Genomic DNA, 18,338 nt, shown 5'->3' with positions numbered 1-18,338 from the left:
CCTCGCCCGCAAATGTGGTTAGCCGAGGGCAGACGCTGCAGCCTGCCGGGGCGAGTGTCCATCGCTCACCCGGATAGCGCGTCGGCGAAGTTTCGCTGCCGCCGAGGTGCACTCCCCCATAGGGCGTAGGCATCGACCCATAATTGCCGGTCCGAGGCGCTAGAGAGCCTCGGCAATAGCCAAACCCGTCTTTGGCTGCGGAAAAGCGATACAGTACATTTCGGTGTGATGAGCACTGTCTTCGAAGATGCGCGCCTCGACGCGCCGACCGCGACCAGACGTGCGGCCGCAAGGAGGTCCCGGCAGGGGGCCCCGCTCTTGATTTCAGGCGTTCTTTACGGGTTCCTGCTTGTCGGCATCTTCTCCGTATCCTGGCAGATCGCGCGGCCGGGAGACCTGAACTTCACGATCTCCGACGGCGCGTTTCTGGTCGTCATATTGGGACTGGTGGCCACCTCGCGCTTCAACCTGACGCCGATGGAGGGGTTTTCGCCGGCCTGGATCTTTGCATTGATCCTGATGTTGGGGAGCCTGTTCGTCAGCACGGTCGTCAATGGCGAGGTGATGCGATGGCTCGTCGTCGCACTGCAATACAGCTTCGCGTACCTGCTGCTGCCGATGATGTTCGCCAGTTTCGATCAAAAGACGCTGCAGCACTGTGTGGTGTTCTACATCCTCGGCGTCACGTTCTCGCAAGCGTTCGGGAACATCGCCAATATCTTCTTCGACTACGCCGATACCGCGCCAATATTCGGCAACAATTTCATCACCGGCATGGGGCGACTGGGGGCTTTTTCGGGGAACGCCAACAACAATTGCGCCATGGCCGGCTTCGCGTTGGTACTGCTGCTTTATGCGATCGATCGGGGCCTCATGAACCGGCTGCTCGCGCTAGTGTGCGGCGTGTTCCTGTTGTGGGGTATCATCGCCTCGGCAAGTTTCGGCGGCTTTGTCATATGCCTGAGCGCGGTATCGCTGGTGATGATCATTCGATCGCCGCAATGGGCGATCCTCGCGTTGATGACGTTGGTGGGGCTCGGTGCAGCGTATTTCGCCAGCGGTTTCCCCTTACCTGCTCCGTTCGAGCAGCGCGTCTATGGAGCACTTGCGGGAGGCGGGCTCCAGGAGGCGGGCACCTTTGCCGGACGCATGGAACTGGCAAAGGAGGCTTGGCGCATGTCCGGCGATACGCTGTTCCTGGGGCTCGGCGTAGACAGCTTCAGGGTCGTCAGCATCCATCAGGCGCCGGTCCACGTCTTTCCTCTGCTGCTGTTGACCGAGGGCGGGTTATCGGGACTGATCGGTTTCCTGGGACTGCTTGCGATACTGTGGTTCCGGGCCTTGACCAACATGTCGGTCGATCCGCGCCGCGGGATCATCTGCGTGGGAGTCCTGCTGATCTTCACGCTGTTCACGCTGACCGTTCCGCACATGTACGCGCGGCTGTGGGTCGCCCCCGTATTCCTCGCCATACTGACTTGCACGCGCGTTGAAATTCCGCGCGCTCGGCCACGGTCTCGTGACGAGCTTCAGGCAAGCCCGGCGCCAGTCCAGAAATCCGATGACAGCGCGACTTGGGGATCGCCTTCATGAACAAGGGTGTTGCTGTGCCCGGCACTTCGGAAAAGTCGGTCTTGCGATCACGTGTAAAGAGCGTGCTCCATCTGCTGACCGGAAATCTCGGCAATGCTCTGGTCATGATCGGAAGCATCGCATTTGCCACACGCGCGCTGGGACCGGAGGCCTTCGGCGTACTCGCCCTGACATTGGCCGTCGGGCGCGTGTGCGAAAGGGTTGTGCGTTTTGAATCCTGGCAACCGCTCGTTCGGTACGCCGCTACAGAAGAAGGCGCGTCCGACCCGGAAAGAATGTCGCGCCTGTATCTCTTCGGCCTGCTTCTCGACGCGGTCGGAGCGGCGGTGGCCGCATTGCTGACCGTCCTGGCAGGCTTCATTCTGACATCGTTGTTCGACTTTCCGCCGGAAATGGTCCCGTTGGTGGCGATTTATGCGATCGCGATCGCCTTGAACCTGCGCGGCATGTCATCGGCCGTTCTGCGCATGGCAGGCATGTTCCGGACGATGGCGTACATCGTCTTTCTGGCTGGCTTGCTGCGCCTGCTTCTAGCGGCAATTTTCTATTGGATGGGAAGCGGACTGATGACGTTCGTCTGGGTTTGGACCATTTGCCAGGTGGTCGATGCCCTGATTTACAACTTCATCGGGTTTCGCCAGCTTGCCCGGCAGGGCACACCATCCCCGTTTCGTGCGCGCATGGGTAATCTGCACAAGGACTTCCCCGGTTTCCTAGGCTTTGCCTTTACCACAAACGCATCGAGCGCTTTGCGCACGATTACCCATGAAGCAGATACGCTGATCGTCGGTGCGCTGACTGACAGCACGGAAGCGGCCGGTTTCTACCACATCGCAAAGCGAATGGCGAAAGTCGCCATGAGCTCTGGCGAGATGATACAGATGGTTGTCTATCCGGATCTTGCGCGAATGTGGGCCGGAAAAATCACCGAAAGCTTCCGCCGGACGGTTGTCGGCGTTCAAGGACTGCTTGCTGTAATCCTGGGCGGCGTGATTCTGGTTACAATAGTGGTCGGCAAACCAATTATCGCACTGGCATTCGGGTCCGCGTTTACACCGGCCTATGCGATCCTGGTCGCCCAGCTGTTCGCGGTGTTTCTCATCATGCATTCGGCGCCATCCCGGTCGGCCTTATTGGCCATGAACCGCCCGCAATATGCACTTGGCGCGTCGGCATGTTCGACGGCTGTGTTCCTTGCCATCGCCATCAATACAATTCCGGCTTACGGTGCGATTGGCGCAAGCTTTGCACATATCGGGTTCGGTGCAGTCAATGCGATCATGCTGGATGTCGCAATGTGGAGAAGCCTGAGGCGGGCTTCCGCTTCACAGGTTGCGCCAGAGGCCTCCTGAGCCGTCGAATATGCCTAGTGCGTCATCCAACGGCCATGCCACATGCTGAAACAGATGCAGTTCCAAAGATGGAAGCCCCAGTTGCGCCGGCCCGAACGATGTTCAGCCCACAGCTTGCTTACCTCATCGCTGTCGAAATAACCTACCTGATCTACCTTGGCAGCAGCCAGATGTTCGTCGGCCAAGTTGCGAAGTGGACCTCGTAGCCATTCGTTGAGAGGCACCCCGAAGCCGCGTTTCGGCCGGTTGATCATGTGTTCCGGCACGCGCCGCGTAAGCAACTTTCGCAATGCCACTTTCCCGATCTCGCCATTTTGCATCCGCAGGCTCGTAGGCATTCTCCACGCGGTCGAAATGAGCTCATAATCCAGTAGCGGCGCGCGAACTTCCAGGCTTGCCGCCATCGACGCGCGATCCACCTTCACCAGAACATCATCCGGCAGGTAACAGATTGCGTCTAGATACATCATCTGTTCCAACTGGCCGAACCCTGGAGGCACAGGGCTTGTGATCAAAGGACTGGAACTTGCCGCTCCCTCCCCCGTCCATTGCGAGTTGAATTGTTCGTAGCGATGGCGGAAGTCGCGCTGACCGACAACCGCGAGTATCTTTTTCATCCGATCACCGCTCAATTCTTCCGCGTGTACTGCGGAGGTAAGCCGCCCGGCCGCTTTGGAACCGGCATCGACCAGCCACAACGGAGCTTTGTCAAACGCCTGCCATGCTGCGTTGGGCAACCGCTTTGCCAGCCGCTCCATCGCAAGCATACGCGAGTAGCGTTTATAGCCGCCGAAGAATTCGTCACCACCATCACCGGAAATTGCGACCGTGACCTCGGACCGGATCAGGCGCGAGATCAGCAAGGACGGGATCTGGGAAGGATCGGCAAATGGTTCGTCGAAAATTTCCTGCAGCTCACCGACAGCGCCGAGCGCCGCGTCAGGGTCAACAGGCAGTTCGGTGTGATGTGATCCGATATACGCGGCAAGTTCTGCGGCATCGGCTGTCTCGTCGAACTCGCTTTCCGCAAAGCCAACCGTAAAGGTCTTTGCGCGACCACCGAGCTGTTCCTGCATGACGGCGCAGACAAGACTGGAATCCACCCCGCCAGAGAGGAAGGCCCCGACGGGGACGTCTGAAACCAGGCGCCTTTCAACCGCCGCGCCCAGTTGATCTTCGAGCGCATCCAAAGCCTCGGACTCATCTCCGAACCGAGCTTCCACCCCTTCTCGTGCCGCGTCGTACATGCTCCAGTACTGGACTGCTTCTTCGTGAATTGCCTCCGGATCAGGCGCCTTTTCATCGATCGAGAAAACGAGATAGCTCGCAGCCGGTAACTTTCCGACATGGCGGTAAATCGACAATGGCGCCGGCACATAACCCAGCCGCATATATTGCGCTGCGGCGCGGGGATCGATTTGCAAATGGCTGAATTTCGGATGGCAGCGGAGCGCCTTCAATTCCGATCCGAAAGCAAGTGTGCTGCCGCTGATGCCGATATAAAGCGGCTTCTTTCCCAAGCGATCGCGCGCAAAGGCCAGTTGCCGCTTCTTTCGGTCGTAGACAGCCAACGCGAACATACCGTTGGCCCGCCCGAGCGCCTCCTGAAGACCGAAACGCTCGATCGCCTCGAGTAGAACCTCCGTGTCGGACGTTCCCCGGAAATCCACACCGAGCGCGGTCAGTTCGTTTCGTATGGACTGAAAATTGTAAATTTCGCCATTGAAAACGATGACATGGCGACCGGACGCCGATTCCATCGGCTGCGCACCGGTTTGCGATAGATCTATGATCGCAAGGCGGCGATGCCCCAGTCCGATCCGACCTTCCGCTTCCAGTGCGGAGCCACCGGCGTCCGGTCCACGGTGCGTCAGGGTATCCCTCATGCTGTCGAGCAGGCGGAGAGGATCAGCACATCGCTGACGATCAAAATCCAGAAAGCCAGCAATTCCGCACATACCGCTAGCTTAGGTGCGCGTATCTACGTTGCGAGTGCGAAAATGGGTATTGAAAGGGGAGAAATTGGAACAAGCGGTGAGATGTGCTTCCGCGGCTAAAGCGAGGGCGGAGATCGCAGGAGACTTGCAGCTTCGCCGATGACCGACGTCCTTTGAATCTCTTCCAGGCAAGCCAAGATTTGCCGGGATTCTGCGGCGTAATTCACGCTCATCCGGTCGACCTGCTCGATGATCCTTCCTGCATCCGAATCCCTGATGTCGAACACATATTCGTCCTGCTGGAAGTGAGCCGCCAAGTCGATATATTTGCTTGCCCAGCCGAGGATGATGGCCGGTACACCGCTCCGGTAGGCGAACACCACCGAATGATAGCGGGAGGCAACGACGTATTTGAAACGACCGATTATATCGATCAATTCCGGGCTGGAGTATTCCCCACTTATCAGACCTACCTTGTCTCTGTTTTCCGTTTTGCCGAGGACGCTTTCGACCAGTCTGAAGTCGGCAGTGGAGGTGTTGAGAATGAACACCCGCTCGCCTGCAGTGATCAGACGGTCCAGCATGCGCGAATAGAGGTCCAGCACCGCTTCGGGCTTTCCAATCCTGAATACATTTTCGTTGATGATGAAGCCCACGGATCCCGGGGGCGGATAGCTTACTGTCGCGGCGTCGTAAGAACTGAGGATGTCGCGCGCTTGCGGAAATACCTTCTCGCGGATCACCATATCTGCCGACAACTCGACATTGCCAAGCCCGAGAGACCGTAGACACCCGTACCCCTCACGCTCGCGCGCGTAGATGCGCGTGCAGTAGTCCAGTTCCTCCCGAACCTCCTCGAGGAATGCCGCATCATCGTCCTCACCCCAGTCGAAAGGGCCGAAGCTCTGGGGCATCAGGATAATCTGTTTCTTATATTCCCTGGCGATACGTATCGTCTGAAGGAGCAGCCTGCCCCCACCCTTCCCCCAGCCTGATCCCAACGTGTACCCGCTCGCGTCGAAAATAGCGTCAGCGTCTCGCAAAGCGCTGTCCATCTCGGTAATCTTACCGGACCACTTTCCAGTCTTCCGCCACATGCCCGCGAACCTCGCCAGGACATCCCCAAGCCAAGGCACACGGTTGAGCCGGTATTTGAAAACCAGGCGCGTGAAATCGTCATATGGAAGTAGTTCGAACTGATACTGAGCGGGGTCGTCGTACTTATTGGCAAACCCGACAACCTCACAGCCCGGATATATAGACTTGAGCCCGTAACAGAGCGACAGGAACATGGCCTGAGAGCCCTTGTTTCGCATCTGAACGCCGGTCACGATGAACTTTTTCATATTGATTGAAGGCCTTTTCAAAATTCCGTTCATCCCGAGAGATGAGAGTTCGGGCGTGCTTCCACCGACCGAAGTGGTCTCGTGCCGAGCAACTTCTGCTCGATTTCAGCCAGCTGGCCTCGGCACCATCCGGCTCCGTCTAAAATTGCAGAGCTGTGGTATTCCGGCGGGCGTGAAGCTGGCACAGCGAGAGCTACCAATCGCTTTGACCGATCACATTTGGGAAAAGCGATTAGTCCTTTATAGCCGCCGGCATACGTTGGCGGCCGCCCGAACTCTCACGCCACTTTCGCCTGATCCGGAGAGCTGTACCAATGGCTGAGCGGCTGGCCACTCATCCGTTCCAGAGCTTCAATGGAGGGAGCGTAATAATCGCTCAGACGCTGTCTGAGTTCGTCGGTGAGCGGTGGATACTCGATCTCGGTTGCGATGAGGCCTCTTGCCGCCTCGAACGCGGGCGCGCCCCGCAATGGACGAACGATCGGCTTGAGCCAATCCAGCCGCTTGCGCAGGCGCCCCGGTACGAGCGGGGTCGTCTTGTCCTTCACCTTTGATTGCGACTTTACGGCGAGCGGACGTGGCGAAAGCCCAAGATGGGCGCGCACCTGTGTCAGCTGTGCCCTCGGGCTTTTCGAGACGCCTTCGAAAAACAGGATGAGCATCCTCTCACGGCCGAATAGATCGATGAACCGCTCGAGGTGGGAAGCGTATCTTCCGGACTTCAGGATCTGCTCGCTCTCCCCGAGAGCAGGGTTCAGATATTTCTCTATATCGCCCCCGACCTGTCCCCGGCGATACAGCATGCAATAGCTGGAGTAAGCCCGTTCTACCGGATGCCGAAGCTGCGCGATCAGTTTCGCTTGCGGGACGTCACGGTGAAGTCGGGCAGCGGCCTCCGGGACATAGAGATACGAGTTCGATTTCTCGCCAACAAGCTTGTCCCGCCGTCCTTCGGCGAATTGCGACAGGTACCAGTCTGTTCCGCGAGCATATTCCCTCGAGAAATAATGAAGTTCCGGGTCCGGCATGTAGACCGAGGGATCGGACTGCAGCTGTGTTTGCAGCCATGTCGTCGCCGATTTTGCGGCGCCGATAATGACGAAATCGATGTCCTTTAACTGCATTGCCTGCCCTAACCTTTGCCCACCGCGCTGGCCGCTGGAGGCCAACGCATTCGACGAGACGATGGAAGTGCAACCTGAGCCTTCCGACGGAAAGTCAGGCTGCACCCTTCGTGCCACTGGCGCCGCACCTTCCAAGGAAGACGCGCCATTAACGCTAGTCATGGGCAGAAACCCAATCAAGGCAGGGCAATGGTGACGCTGGCGCATCGACTGACTTACCAACCCGCGCCCGGCCCAAAAGATATGCTCAGGAGCATCCGCGCCGATCAGCGCATAATTTTCCTAACTAGTTGAGAAGTGGCATTTTTATACCCCTTCTCAGTGGGCCGAAGCCTTCGATCTTGGTTTGTGGTTCGGCCGCTTAAGGCTTCGAAATCGTGGTCTGACCCGTTTGCAGTACCTCTGATGAACCCATGCCATTCATCGTGACCAACGCGATATACCGATGCACCTCTTTCTCAACGAAATGAAGTTGGGCATCGCATCGGCATCAGTGTCGGCACACCGTCTGGCGGACGACCGGCCAATCGCTATCGCTTTGGGAATATAAAAATAGGGCGGATTTGCTTTGATATTTACCGATCCGATATTTTTATTTGTATTCCTGCCGATCGTATTGGTCGCGTTCTATGCGACAGCTTCGTACTTCGGACGAAATTACGCGCTCGCCTTACTCTTCGTAGCGTCGATAATATTTTATATCCCTCACTCGATGACTTCGGTCATCCTCTTGCTGATCGCGCTGGCGGTAAACTTCTCGGTAGCATTGATCATAACGAAGATGGATGATCAGGATAAAAACAGGCGTTCAACATACTTGTTCGGCCAATTTTATAACATAGCCTCCCTCTGCTATTTCAAATACAAGATTGTGACCCTTTTATTGGGGCCGAAATCCGGTCTCATCGTAGACATCGCAGGCATAGCAATTCCTGCCGGAATATCTTTTTACACATTCCATCAGGCAGCATTCCTGGCCGATGCATATGCCCGCGAGAAGAACGTTACACAGTTCTTGGGAAGACTTGGATCGATCAAGTCAGTATTTTCGGCATTTTGTCGCTACGGCGCTTTTGTGAGCTTCTTCCCCCAGCTGATCATCGGGCCGATCACCTATCTCAGCGAGTTCAATCCGCAAATTCAGTCGAAGCGGTTCTTGAGGCTCAACCCGATCGATCTCGCCGTTGGATTGACCTTCATCTCGATCGGAATGTTCAAGAAGGTAGTTCTGGCTGACAATCTTGCACCGACGGTCGACGTCGTCTTCAGCGCAGCGAATGTAGGTGCAGAAATTCACCCGGTACAGGCCTGGATCGGTGCACTTGCCTATATGGCCCAGCTCTACTTCGATTTCTCCGGCTATTCGGACATGGCGCTCGGCCTCGCCCGCATGTTCGGATTGCGATACCCGATAAACTTCTTCTCGCCGTTCAAAGCCAACGGGATCATCGATTACTACCGGCGATGGCACATGACCCTTACGCGCGTGATCGCTCGGTTTCTCTACACGCCCCTATCGGTCGCGGGAACGCGCTACAGCATGTTCAACCGGCTTGCGCCCATTCCGGCTCACTTGCTCAGCCTGTGGCTTCCAATGCTCGTCAACTTCCAGATCATTGGCCTGTGGCACGGTGCATTGTGGACCTTTTCCGTTTTCGGACTCATGCACGGATTCTGGTACGCGCTCGAAACCGAAGTTCGGGCGTCGAAATGGTACAAGAGCGTTCGCAAAACCACTTCGCCGCTGGTCATAGGGTTTATCGAAAGGGCGGTCTTCTTCCTGCCACTTTGCCTTAGCCTTGCAATGTTTCGTTCGGAAAGCGTCGCGGGTGGCTTTCATCTGTTCGGGCAAATGTTTGGCACATCGTTCGATGCCCCTTCCGCTTTCAACATGCGCGAACCCGTCGTCACACTCGCCGTGGCGTTTTCCATCATCTATCTTTGCCCAAACAGCGTAGAACTGATGCGCCGATATCGCCCTGCGATCATGACCTACGACAACAAGAGCTATGGGCCGGCCTTTCTTCGCGAACTGTGGCGTCCCGGATGGATACAGGCGGCGGCGATTTCCGGTCTTGTCCTCGCATCGCTCTACTACGTGTCGCGGCAGCCACCATTTCTGTATCAGGGGTTCTGAGCCATGGCCCGGCCAGAACACTTCGCAAGCGTCGCTGAATCGCCGCCTCCGCACTCGACCGGGTTCAGGCTGACCGATACTCGCTGGCGAGCAGCGCGACCGATGATCCTGGCCGCCGCTCTCATTACTTTTCTATATCTACTGCTCGCGACCGTCGTCATCGCAGTCGATCCACATAATGTTTATCGGTGGGGCGCAAATCCTCGAATTGAGCCTGACGACACGCCCAGAGACATGGTCATCGACTGGATCGACGTTGCTACGAAGGACCCGTCTTTCAACACGTTCCTCGTAGGGAGCTCAATCACGGCGATGTATTCGCCGGAATACCTGAAGGCAATTCTCGGGCCTGAGACGCGCGCCGTAAACCTGAGCTATGGCGGCCCCCGCCCCAAAGATCGCGACCTGGTCCTGGATCGGTTAATCGACAACCCAAGCGTACAACACGTCATCCTTACGTTTGACTGGACTTACATGGTGGGGCCCGACGTTGCGAACTCGGGTTTCCCGACATTCCTGTACGACGGGGACATCACCAACGATCTACGGATGGTGAACCTTCCGACAATTCGGAAAACGTTCGAAATCATGAGCGGGAAGCTGACCTACGATAATCCGGACGATGCGGAATATCAGACTTACGTGAAGAACATGTATGTCAAATTCCAGCGGCCGAGCGAGATTGCCAAGCTAGGTCGCATGATTGAGCGCAACCGCAAAGACATCGACGCGAAAAGCGGAAAAGACTGCCACAGCTTTCGGTCTGTGAACGAACAACTCGTCCCCGATGTGCGGGCTCTTTCTGGGAGAGGAGTCAGGGTCGATATCTTGTTCCCGATTGAGTCTTACGCTTTTTATTATGTAAGGCAGAACGACATCAGTCCGACACTTCTCGATGAGCAAATGATTGCGCGGCGCTGTCTGGTAGATGCCGTCAGCGATTTATCTGGCGTCAGGGTCTTTGCATTAGATGGCGACCCCACGGTGGCGGGGGACCTCGCGAACTTTCGCGAAGTTGGCCACGCGTATGACCCAGCGATTTTGCAGCGATTTGTTTCTGCGATGAAAACCGGAAAAGACCGGATAACTAGGGCAAATTTTGCAACCTACGAGCGCGACATCCGCAATGCGGTAAAAGAATATCGCATCGCGAATAGCTTTCCGATCCACGAAAATTAGGCCCAGATCGTCACGAAAAGGTTTCACAGATGTCCGAGCAGAATGTCATTCTCGAAAAAATTACAGCCATTATTCGCGACCTGTTCGACGAGTATGACGGGCCGGTAACCATGGAGACAACTGCAAACGATGTGGCGCAGTGGGATAGCCTGTCGCATGTCCGCCTGATGGTGATGATCGAAATGGAGCTAGGAGTACATTTCAGCACATCGGAGATGCAAAGCTTCAAGAATCTGGGGGATCTGGTCAATGCAGCCGCGAAGCAGGTCGGATGACCTCCGAAAATTTCCCTTGGCGACCTCCTCTTTCTTCTAACTGGGGGGAACGGCTCGAAATTTTCGAGGCTGCGCTCATCGACGGCCGCGATCTCGACTTTCACGCGGTCAGATCGCTAGCGGGTCAGCGACTTACCACCCGGGAGCAACTGCGGCTTGAACGGTTTGCGAACAAACTGCTCAAGTCGGACATACCCAGCCCGACTTTTGCCCCTGTTTCGATAGGTCTGCTTGGAAATAGAACACTTAGCTATCTACCTGCCCCCCTGGCCGCTGCGGGTCTGGCGCGGGGCCTGGCCATATCGTCAGTCGAGGCGCCCTACGACAGCGTTGCAAGTTACGCTTATTCGCCTTCGGACTGCTTCGGTAAGCCTCTGGATGCTGTGCTCGTTGTACTCGATGAAACCGCCTTCGCGAACAAGCGCCCAATTCTCGACCGCGCCGCAGAGGAGGAAGCTATCGCAGCCGCTGAAGACCTCTTTTCTGCGCTTGCCGCCGCCACCTTGGAAAAGTCACAATGTCGGCCAATCTTTGCAACCCTTCCAGCCGCACAACAGGTTTCATCGGCTGAACTGGCCACACCTGGTACCAGCGCGCGCTTCAGACATCTGGTCAACCTCAAGCTTGCCGAAGGGGCGATGCTCGGCAAATGGCTGATATGGGATGAGGCCGCACTGGCCAGCCGCGTAGGAATTGAAAACTGGCTCGATCCGATCCGTTACCATGCAGCCAAAATACCGTTTCGCATCGAAATGTGTCCTTTAGCATCGGACAGCATCGCCGCGGTATTAGCTGCAATGAAAGGCAAGTCCGCGCGAGCGCTTGTCCTTGATCTTGATAACACCCTGTGGGGCGGAGTGATCGGCGATGATGGGCTGGCAGGCATTAGGCTTGGCCAGAATTCGCCTGAGGGAGAGGCATTCGTCGCCTTTCAGAACTTCATTTTGTCCTTACGCGATCGTGGTGTGGTTTTGGCTGTTTGTTCGAAAAATACTGACGAAATTGCGCGCGAGCCTTTTCGAAATCATTCGGAAATGGTCCTCAAAGAGAGTCACATTGCGGTCTTCCAAGCCAACTGGAACGACAAAGCTACCAATATCCGGTCGATTGCCGAGACCCTCGGTCTGGGCCCTGAATCGCTGGTCTTCGTTGACGACAATCCTGCCGAACGCGAGCGAGTGAGACAGGAATTGCCGATGGTATCGACCATTGAGGTCGGCGAAGATCCTTCCTTCTTTATCGAGAGGATTTCGCAGTCGGGACTGTTCGACCACCTGCCGCTGAACACGGAAGATATTTCGCGGGCCGAAAGTTATGGGGGCCGAGCGGCGGCAGCCGAAGTGCGCGCAAAAATCGGAAACTACAGCGACTATCTATCGTCGCTTGAAATGCGCATGACGATCAAGCCCTTCGACGGTGCCGGGCGCAGTCGCGTCACCCAGTTGATCAATAAATCCAACCAGTTCAACCTGACGACCAAACGATATGGCGAACAGGATGTTCAAAGAATAGAAGAAGATCCGGATCAGCTCGCATGGCAGGTTCGACTGGAGGACAAGTTCGCGCAGCATGGCATGATCGGTGTGATCATCGTGCGCAAAGATGGCGCGGCTTGGACGATCGACACTTGGCTGCAATCGTGCCGTGTCCTTGAACGCGGTGTCGAGCAAGCCGTCATGGATGCCCTCTTCGACACGGCAAGGCGGGCCCGCGCATCAACAGTACATGCGCGATATGTTCCCACAGATCGAAACGGAATGGTTTCGCAGTTCTTCCCCGCCTTCGGTTTCGATATTGTGGAACGCTGCGATGACGGATCGATCACCTATTCTCAAGAGGTCGACCAGTATGCGCCGCATACGACATTCATCGACGTGAGCATCGCTGGCTAACCTGCGAAGGGAAACTTTGCTTGGTATACACGGAAACGCTTAGTGCCTCCGAATTGCGTTCAAAAACCTACAGCTATGATGACCCTTAGCTCTGGTTTCCTGATCCGCTCGCCGTGTGCTCGGAAATGCCACGTTTCGTGGTCAGATAGGTTGCAAAACTTCCCAGCCAGTGGCTGCCTTCGTAATTCTCCGCACTAATTGCGGCGATGCCAACCTCACGATGCCGATCGGCAGAAGCCTGGAGTGCGGCGCGCCGCGGGTCTTCTGGAGGCAGAGCCGACAGGATCCCTCCCATCGCCCACGCACGCGACAGGTTGACACCATCAAGATGGACGAGCTTGCCGTCGGTAGGGTCACGCACAATGCCGGGTTCCAGCCAATCCGCCGAACCATCCGTGGGTATGTCTGGCAAAAATCCGCTGAGCCACTCGGCGAAGCGGTCGGATAGCATCACCCTGCGCATCAGATCTGCTTCCATCAAACAGGGAGAAAGAAAATCCTCGCCAGAAGGTTCATATCCGATCGGGCAATCGCGATCCCCTTCGTGGAATTCCAGCGATTTCGCTACCAGCAACTGCTCCAGTTCGGTATCGCCGACCTGACGGGCGTAATCGAGCATAAGGCCGAACGCGAACGCACTTTGATTGTGGGTCCCGACACGAATGGGATAAGCGAGATTGGGAAGCCAATTCATCATGTTGGCTACGATCGAATTTTCGAGTGGCCGTAGATTCTCCCGCCACCTCTTCATCTGAGGATCGTCGCTCTCATCCAGCTCGGCCACCAATTGCAGAAACCACGCCACGCCATACGGTCGCTCGAACGACGCCCGATCGCCGTTGGTATAATACCTTAGCTCACCGGCGATGTTCTGTTCGGTCAAGCTGCGGTCGAGCGCGGCAAGGATCGCTTCGCGCATGGGCGTATCCGGGTCAGTGCGCGCTAACCTGGCGAGCAGCCAATGCCCATGCACCGAACTATGCCAATCGAAACATCCGTAGAATGCCGGCGTGAGTTGGCTAGGTGGAAGCGCGTCGGCGTCGCTTTCCAGAACGTGCGAGATCTTGTTGGGGTATTCGCGATGGACGCAATCAAGTGCAAGCAAGGCAAATCGATCAGTCTGGCTGTCTGCGCGAGGCGAGGGAAATTTCCTTTCCTCGGTCGCATCATCAGCCTCGGGTGAGCAAGCCACTAACAACAAACCCAATAGCGAACCAATTGCAATTCTACGCATACAACTGCGTATCCGCTTTCCCAGCCTTCGCCAAGCGCTGTGTTAGCGTTGAGTGCAACAACAATTAGGAGGAGCGAACTTTCTGAAAAAGTCTTTGGCGACCGAACTTACTTTGGCTTTTTACGGCCCAACCAAGCGTACCGAGTCCTCTTGAGCATCATCAATACTGCAGCATAGCAGGACTGATTAGTTAATATGACTAGCGTTTATGGAAGCCTTGTCGCACGTTGGGAACGGTCTAAAAACTTATGGTCCAGAAAAGGAATGTTGATGCGCGACCCAACCGTTAAGCAAGCCGCGCGAGCGATGCTCGATTGCGGAGTGCAACTCGACTTAGAGGGTCGAAGAAATGTTGTTCGCGCCGTGCTTCTGGCCATGCGTAATCCAAGCGAAAACATGCTTTCTGCGGCGTACCAAGTGGCTAACGACGACAACAGGTCAGCGGAAATCTGGCAAGCGATGATTGACGCCGCACTCACCGACGCCTGACCACGAAGATGGAGAAAGTACAGCGGAGGATGATCTTTTCATCTGCTACCGAACGGATAGGACGAAAGCCCGCACACGCTTCGCCTGAACTGTGCGAGAAAACTCCGCTGTAGCAGCAGGTGATGGTTTTGACCGCCGCTCAAACAAGCCGAGCCCCAAAAGTGCCATGGTAAGTCGTAAATGAGAACGGTCTTGGCAAAAGATTTAAACACACAATGCCATGCGATTTCTACAAACGAGTTTGCGCCATTTTTATGTGAACTACGCGTAAAAACCGTCCTACCCGCACGCCTTTAAGCATGAAAGTTTGCAGTTTGTATACTGCTTGGACTAAACATTGCTAAGTTATTGATTTTTGGTAGCGGAGGAGGGACTCGAACCCCCGACACGCGGATTATGATTCCGCTGCTCTAACCACCTGAGCTACTCCGCCCCGAAAGGCATGCCGGCGCATTTGCTCGCTCGGCAGGCGGCGCGTTTAGGGCGGTCCGGCCACCGGGTCAACCGCGCAAATGTGCTACATGTGCGATTTCCGGAATGGGCCTCACGCAAACAATTTATCTTCGGTCACAACGGGCCGGCAAGCCATCTGTTTACCAGTTAGAGACGGCCATGTCCGCGGAAGTCGAACCCTTTCACCTTCTCCCAGGGCCCCCCTCGATACCGGAAGAGGTCAACCCCCGTGAACTGGAAGGCTCGGGGCTCGATCGTGCCCGCCAAGGCTGTTTGCAGTGCCTTTGCTTCCTTGCCACTGACTTTGTTCTGGATCGTCACATGCAGGCGTGGGCGATGCTGATCCTGTTGCGTCAACAGGCCATGAAAATGGTCGGCAATCAGTTCGCGTAGTAAAAGCATGTCCGCACTGATCAGTTTGACGGCCGTTCCCCGCCCCAGCGACATTATGCCTTCGACATGGCCATCGATGGGCGCAAACTCTGCTGCTAGGCGCCTGAGATACGTGCACGCCTCCGCTTCGCACATGGCCGGCAAGGCGTGAAACAGCGTGACATGAGCTTCGAGATAATTGCGTTCTGCAGGAAAATGGGCCTTGCGGAGGGCCGTATATCGGGTGTGCAGATCACGCGGCAGCCGGGCCGTGACAATCAGAGGCGCTTCACCTTCGGTGTTCACATTTCCCCACGCTGGCGGCGGATCTCGAACCACTTGGCGACATTGCGATTGTGCTCGTCCAGCGTCTGGGCGAATGCGTGCCCACCAGTGCCGTCGGCCACCATATAACGCGCAGACGTCTTTGCCGGATTGAGCACGGCAGCAATGGACTCGCGGCCCGGATTCGTAATCGGCCCCTTCGGCAATCCCACCATCGAATACGTATTATAGTCGTTGATGGCGGCAATTTCGGATTGCTTGATCCGTCGGCCCAACGGTCGACCCTTTGTAATCGGGTAGATGATCGTGGGGTCAGCCTGCAGCAACATCCCATCCTTCACGCGATTGGAGTAGAGGCCGGCGACCATGCGTCGTTCTCTGGCGACACCGGTTTCTTTCTCGACGATGGAGGCAAGTGTCACGGCTTCCTGAATGGTATCGACAGCAATATCGTCGGCGCGCTTGGGCCAGGCTTCGGCGAGATAGTTCTGCATTGCCGCTTGCATGCGTGCCAGCACGGTGCCGCGGGATTCGCCGCGTTCATAGTCGTACGTATCGGGAAGCACCGAGCCTTCGACCGGAACGGGGATCTCTCCGGTTAAATTTTCTTCTGCCATCAGCCGGTCGTGAACCATGACGGAAGGCAATCCTTCGGGAATGGTCACGAACCGCCTTATTACTTCGCCATGCTGAAATGTATCGAGGATCTTCGAATTGCTGGCGCCTGCGGGCAAAAGAAATTCGCCAGCCATGATCGGATCGGACGATCCGAATATCTTGGCGCGTAGCAGGAAGCCGCGTGGGTCGGAGATCAGCCCTTCATCCGCCAGCTTGTCAGCCACAGACGTCAGGCTGGCCCCAGACGGGACGATGAAATTCGTATCATCCTCGACCTGGGCACTGCCCCACCAGCCCGACAGGAACCAGATAGCGCCAATCGCCAGGACGAGCGCCAATACGCTGCTGGTTAGAAGGCACCCGGCCTTCTTCACGTCAGTCTACCTTCTTGATGATTACCGAGGCGTTGGTGCCGCCGAAGCCGAAACTGTTGTTGAGAGCAGCATTCACTTCGCGTTGTTTCGCCTTCAAAGGCACAAGATCGACACCTTCCGTGCCCTCGTCGGGGTTATGCAAGTTGAGCGTCGGCGGGACGATCTGGTCGCGAATGGCAAGAATGCAGAAAATCGCCTCGACTGCACCCGCACCGCCCAAGAGATGGCCGATGGCAGACTTGGTCGAACTCATGGATGCGCCACCAAGATCATCGCCCAGAACACGCTTCACGGCGCCAAGTTCGATCGTATCGGCCATGGTCGATGTACCGTGCGCATTTACGTAATCGATATCGCTCGGCTCCATGCCGGCTTTCTTCAAGGCCATGCGCATGGCGAGCTCAGCGCCTTTGCCTTCAGGATGAGGCGCGGTCACATGATAGGCGTCGCCAGAAAGGCCGTAGCCGACGATTTCCGCGTAGATTTTCGCACCGCGAGCCTTGGCATGTTCGTACTCTTCGAGCACGACGACGCCAGCCCCCTCGCCCATGACGAAACCATCGCGGTCCTTGTCGTACGGGCGACTGGCTTCGGTCGGGCGATCATTCATGCTCGTGTTAAGGGCACGCGCTTGTGCGAAGCCGGCTACGCCGAGCGGATTGATGGTCGATTCTGCGCCACCTGCCAGCATCACATCAGCATCGTCGAGCGCAATCATCCGCGCGGCATCGCCGATGGAGTGCGCGCCGGTGGAGCAGGCTGTGACGACGGCATGATTGGGGCCCATAAGGCCGTATTTGATAGAAACCTGCCCGGAGATGAGGTTGATCAATCGCCCATGGACGAAATGCGGGCTGACCCGCCCAGGGCCGCGCTCGTGAAGAACAATCGATTCGCTTTCAATGCCCGGCAAACCGCCAATGCCCGAACCGATCGATACGCCCGCGCGCAGTTTGAGATCGTCATCCATGTCGACAAGACCGGCATCTTCCAGCGCTTGGCCAGCTGCATCGATCCCATATACGATGAATGGATCGACCTGGCGCTGCACCTTGTGATCCACGCGTCTGTCGGGATCGAAACCGTCTTCGTGGTCCTTGGGTTTCACTTCGCAGGCAATAGTGCATTTCTGCCCGGTCGTATCGAACCGGGTGATCTGCCCCGCCCCGCTTTTACCAGCGATAAGGTTTTTCCATGAAGTCTCCACATCACCACCCAGGGGGGTGACGAGGCCAAGTCCGGTTACGACCACACGACGCATGCTATTCTCCGCAAAAAGACAACAGGCCCGGCCCAGTTACCGGGTCGGGCCTGTCCGAACCCGCACTGGGCGGGCATGAAGGCAGCTGAAGGCTTAGCCCTTGTGCTCTTCGATGTACTTGGTCGCATCACCAACGGTGGTGATTTTTTCGGCAGCGTCATCGGGGATTTCGACACCGAATTCTTCTTCGAACGCCATCACCAGCTCGACGATATCGAGGCTGTCCGCACCGAGATCATCGATGAAGCTGGCTTCCTGGGTGACCTTGTCGGCCTCGACGCCGAGATGCTCGACGACAATCTTCTGCACGCGGTCGGCAGTATCGCTCATTGTAATCCCTCTCAGATCTGGGGGTTATTGAATTGCCTGTCGCCCTAATGAACGCTGAAGGCTTAGGCAAGGGTCTAGGAATCGTTC

15 protein-coding genes and 1 tRNA gene are annotated in these 18,338 nt (G+C 56.5%); 7 read left to right on the top strand and 9 right to left on the bottom strand.

The features are described from left to right. The first annotated feature begins 228 nt into the window (after positions 1-228). Together K3177_RS10360 and K3177_RS10355 are read left to right on the top strand one after the other, a co-directional pair. The gene (locus K3177_RS10360) at positions 229-1,593 is read left to right on the top strand and encodes an O-antigen ligase family protein (RefSeq protein WP_221598207.1); all 1,365 of its coding nucleotides are present in this window, start codon (positions 229-231) and stop codon (positions 1,591-1,593) included. After that, entirely contained in the window at positions 1,590-2,945 is a 1,356-nt protein-coding gene (locus K3177_RS10355) for a lipopolysaccharide biosynthesis protein (protein WP_221598206.1), read from the top strand. The genes K3177_RS10360 and K3177_RS10355 overlap by 4 nt, the downstream gene beginning before the upstream one ends. Positions 2,946-2,959: 14 nt before the next feature. On the opposite strand, the gene asnB is transcribed toward K3177_RS10355, so the two are convergent. The 3 genes from asnB to K3177_RS10340 form a co-directional block, all read right to left on the bottom strand. Next, positions 2,960-4,903, bottom strand: coding sequence for an asparagine synthase (glutamine-hydrolyzing) (gene asnB / locus K3177_RS10350; protein WP_221598205.1), 1,944 nt, complete (start codon positions 4,901-4,903; stop codon positions 2,960-2,962). Between the two features lie 95 nt (positions 4,904-4,998). Next, a complete protein-coding gene (locus tag K3177_RS10345) occupies positions 4,999-6,228 on the bottom strand; it encodes a polysaccharide pyruvyl transferase family protein (RefSeq protein ID WP_221598204.1) in 1,230 nt (409 codons plus the stop codon). A 278-nt stretch (positions 6,229-6,506) separates the two neighbouring features. Continuing rightward, the gene (locus tag K3177_RS10340; RefSeq protein WP_221598203.1) at positions 6,507-7,352 is read right to left on the bottom strand and encodes a sulfotransferase family protein; all 846 of its coding nucleotides are present in this window, start codon (positions 7,350-7,352) and stop codon (positions 6,507-6,509) included. Between the two features lie 568 nt (positions 7,353-7,920). On the opposite strand from K3177_RS10340, the gene K3177_RS10335 reads away from it, so the two are divergent. The 4 genes from K3177_RS10335 (at position 7,921) to K3177_RS10320 (ending at position 12,835) form a co-directional block, all read left to right on the top strand. Then, the gene (locus K3177_RS10335; RefSeq protein ID WP_221598202.1) at positions 7,921-9,489 is read left to right on the top strand and encodes an MBOAT family O-acyltransferase; all 1,569 of its coding nucleotides are present in this window, start codon (positions 7,921-7,923) and stop codon (positions 9,487-9,489) included. A gap of 102 nt (positions 9,490-9,591) precedes the next feature. Further along, complete coding sequence (locus K3177_RS10330) at positions 9,592-10,668, top strand: hypothetical protein (RefSeq protein ID WP_221598201.1); 1,077 nt, start codon at positions 9,592-9,594, stop codon at positions 10,666-10,668. A gap of 29 nt (positions 10,669-10,697) precedes the next feature. Then, entirely contained in the window at positions 10,698-10,943 is a 246-nt protein-coding gene (locus tag K3177_RS10325; protein WP_234036339.1) for an acyl carrier protein, read from the top strand. A gap of 638 nt (positions 10,944-11,581) precedes the next feature. Continuing rightward, a complete protein-coding gene (locus tag K3177_RS10320; RefSeq protein WP_221598200.1) occupies positions 11,582-12,835 on the top strand; it encodes an HAD-IIIC family phosphatase in 1,254 nt (417 codons plus the stop codon). Between the two features lie 85 nt (positions 12,836-12,920). On the opposite strand, the gene K3177_RS10315 is transcribed toward K3177_RS10320, so the two are convergent. Beyond that, entirely contained in the window at positions 12,921-14,069 is a 1,149-nt protein-coding gene (locus K3177_RS10315; RefSeq protein ID WP_221598199.1) for a DUF2891 domain-containing protein, read from the bottom strand. Between the two features lie 270 nt (positions 14,070-14,339). Between K3177_RS10315 and K3177_RS10310 the strand changes: the two genes are divergently transcribed. Next, positions 14,340-14,558, top strand: coding sequence for a hypothetical protein (locus tag K3177_RS10310; RefSeq protein WP_221598198.1), 219 nt, complete (start codon positions 14,340-14,342; stop codon positions 14,556-14,558). Positions 14,559-14,914: 356 nt separating this feature from the next. Here K3177_RS10310 and K3177_RS10305 read toward each other — a convergent pair. From K3177_RS10305 to K3177_RS10285, 5 genes are all read right to left on the bottom strand, one after another. Continuing rightward, positions 14,915-14,991 (bottom strand) — tRNA-Met (locus K3177_RS10305). 167 nt (positions 14,992-15,158) lie between these two features. Continuing rightward, on the bottom strand, positions 15,159-15,689 hold the full coding sequence (locus tag K3177_RS10300) for a 2'-5' RNA ligase family protein (protein WP_221598197.1): 531 nt from the start codon (positions 15,687-15,689) through the stop codon (positions 15,159-15,161). Beyond that, positions 15,686-16,660 (bottom strand): endolytic transglycosylase MltG, encoded by a 975-nt coding sequence (gene mltG, locus K3177_RS10295; RefSeq protein WP_221598196.1) that lies wholly within the window; start codon positions 16,658-16,660, stop codon positions 15,686-15,688. Before mltG ends, K3177_RS10300 begins: the two co-directional genes overlap by 4 nt. 1 nt (position 16,661) lies before the next feature. Beyond that, on the bottom strand, positions 16,662-17,921 hold the full coding sequence (gene fabF, locus K3177_RS10290) for a beta-ketoacyl-ACP synthase II (RefSeq protein ID WP_221598195.1): 1,260 nt from the start codon (positions 17,919-17,921) through the stop codon (positions 16,662-16,664). A gap of 93 nt (positions 17,922-18,014) precedes the next feature. Then, a complete protein-coding gene (locus K3177_RS10285; RefSeq protein WP_006834437.1) occupies positions 18,015-18,251 on the bottom strand; it encodes an acyl carrier protein in 237 nt (78 codons plus the stop codon). Positions 18,252-18,338 lie beyond the last annotated feature (87 nt).

Source organism: Qipengyuania pacifica, from assembly GCF_019711555.1.
Lineage (GTDB): Bacteria > Pseudomonadota > Alphaproteobacteria > Sphingomonadales > Sphingomonadaceae > Qipengyuania > Qipengyuania pacifica.
This window is presented reverse-complemented; position numbering and strand designations above follow the sequence as displayed.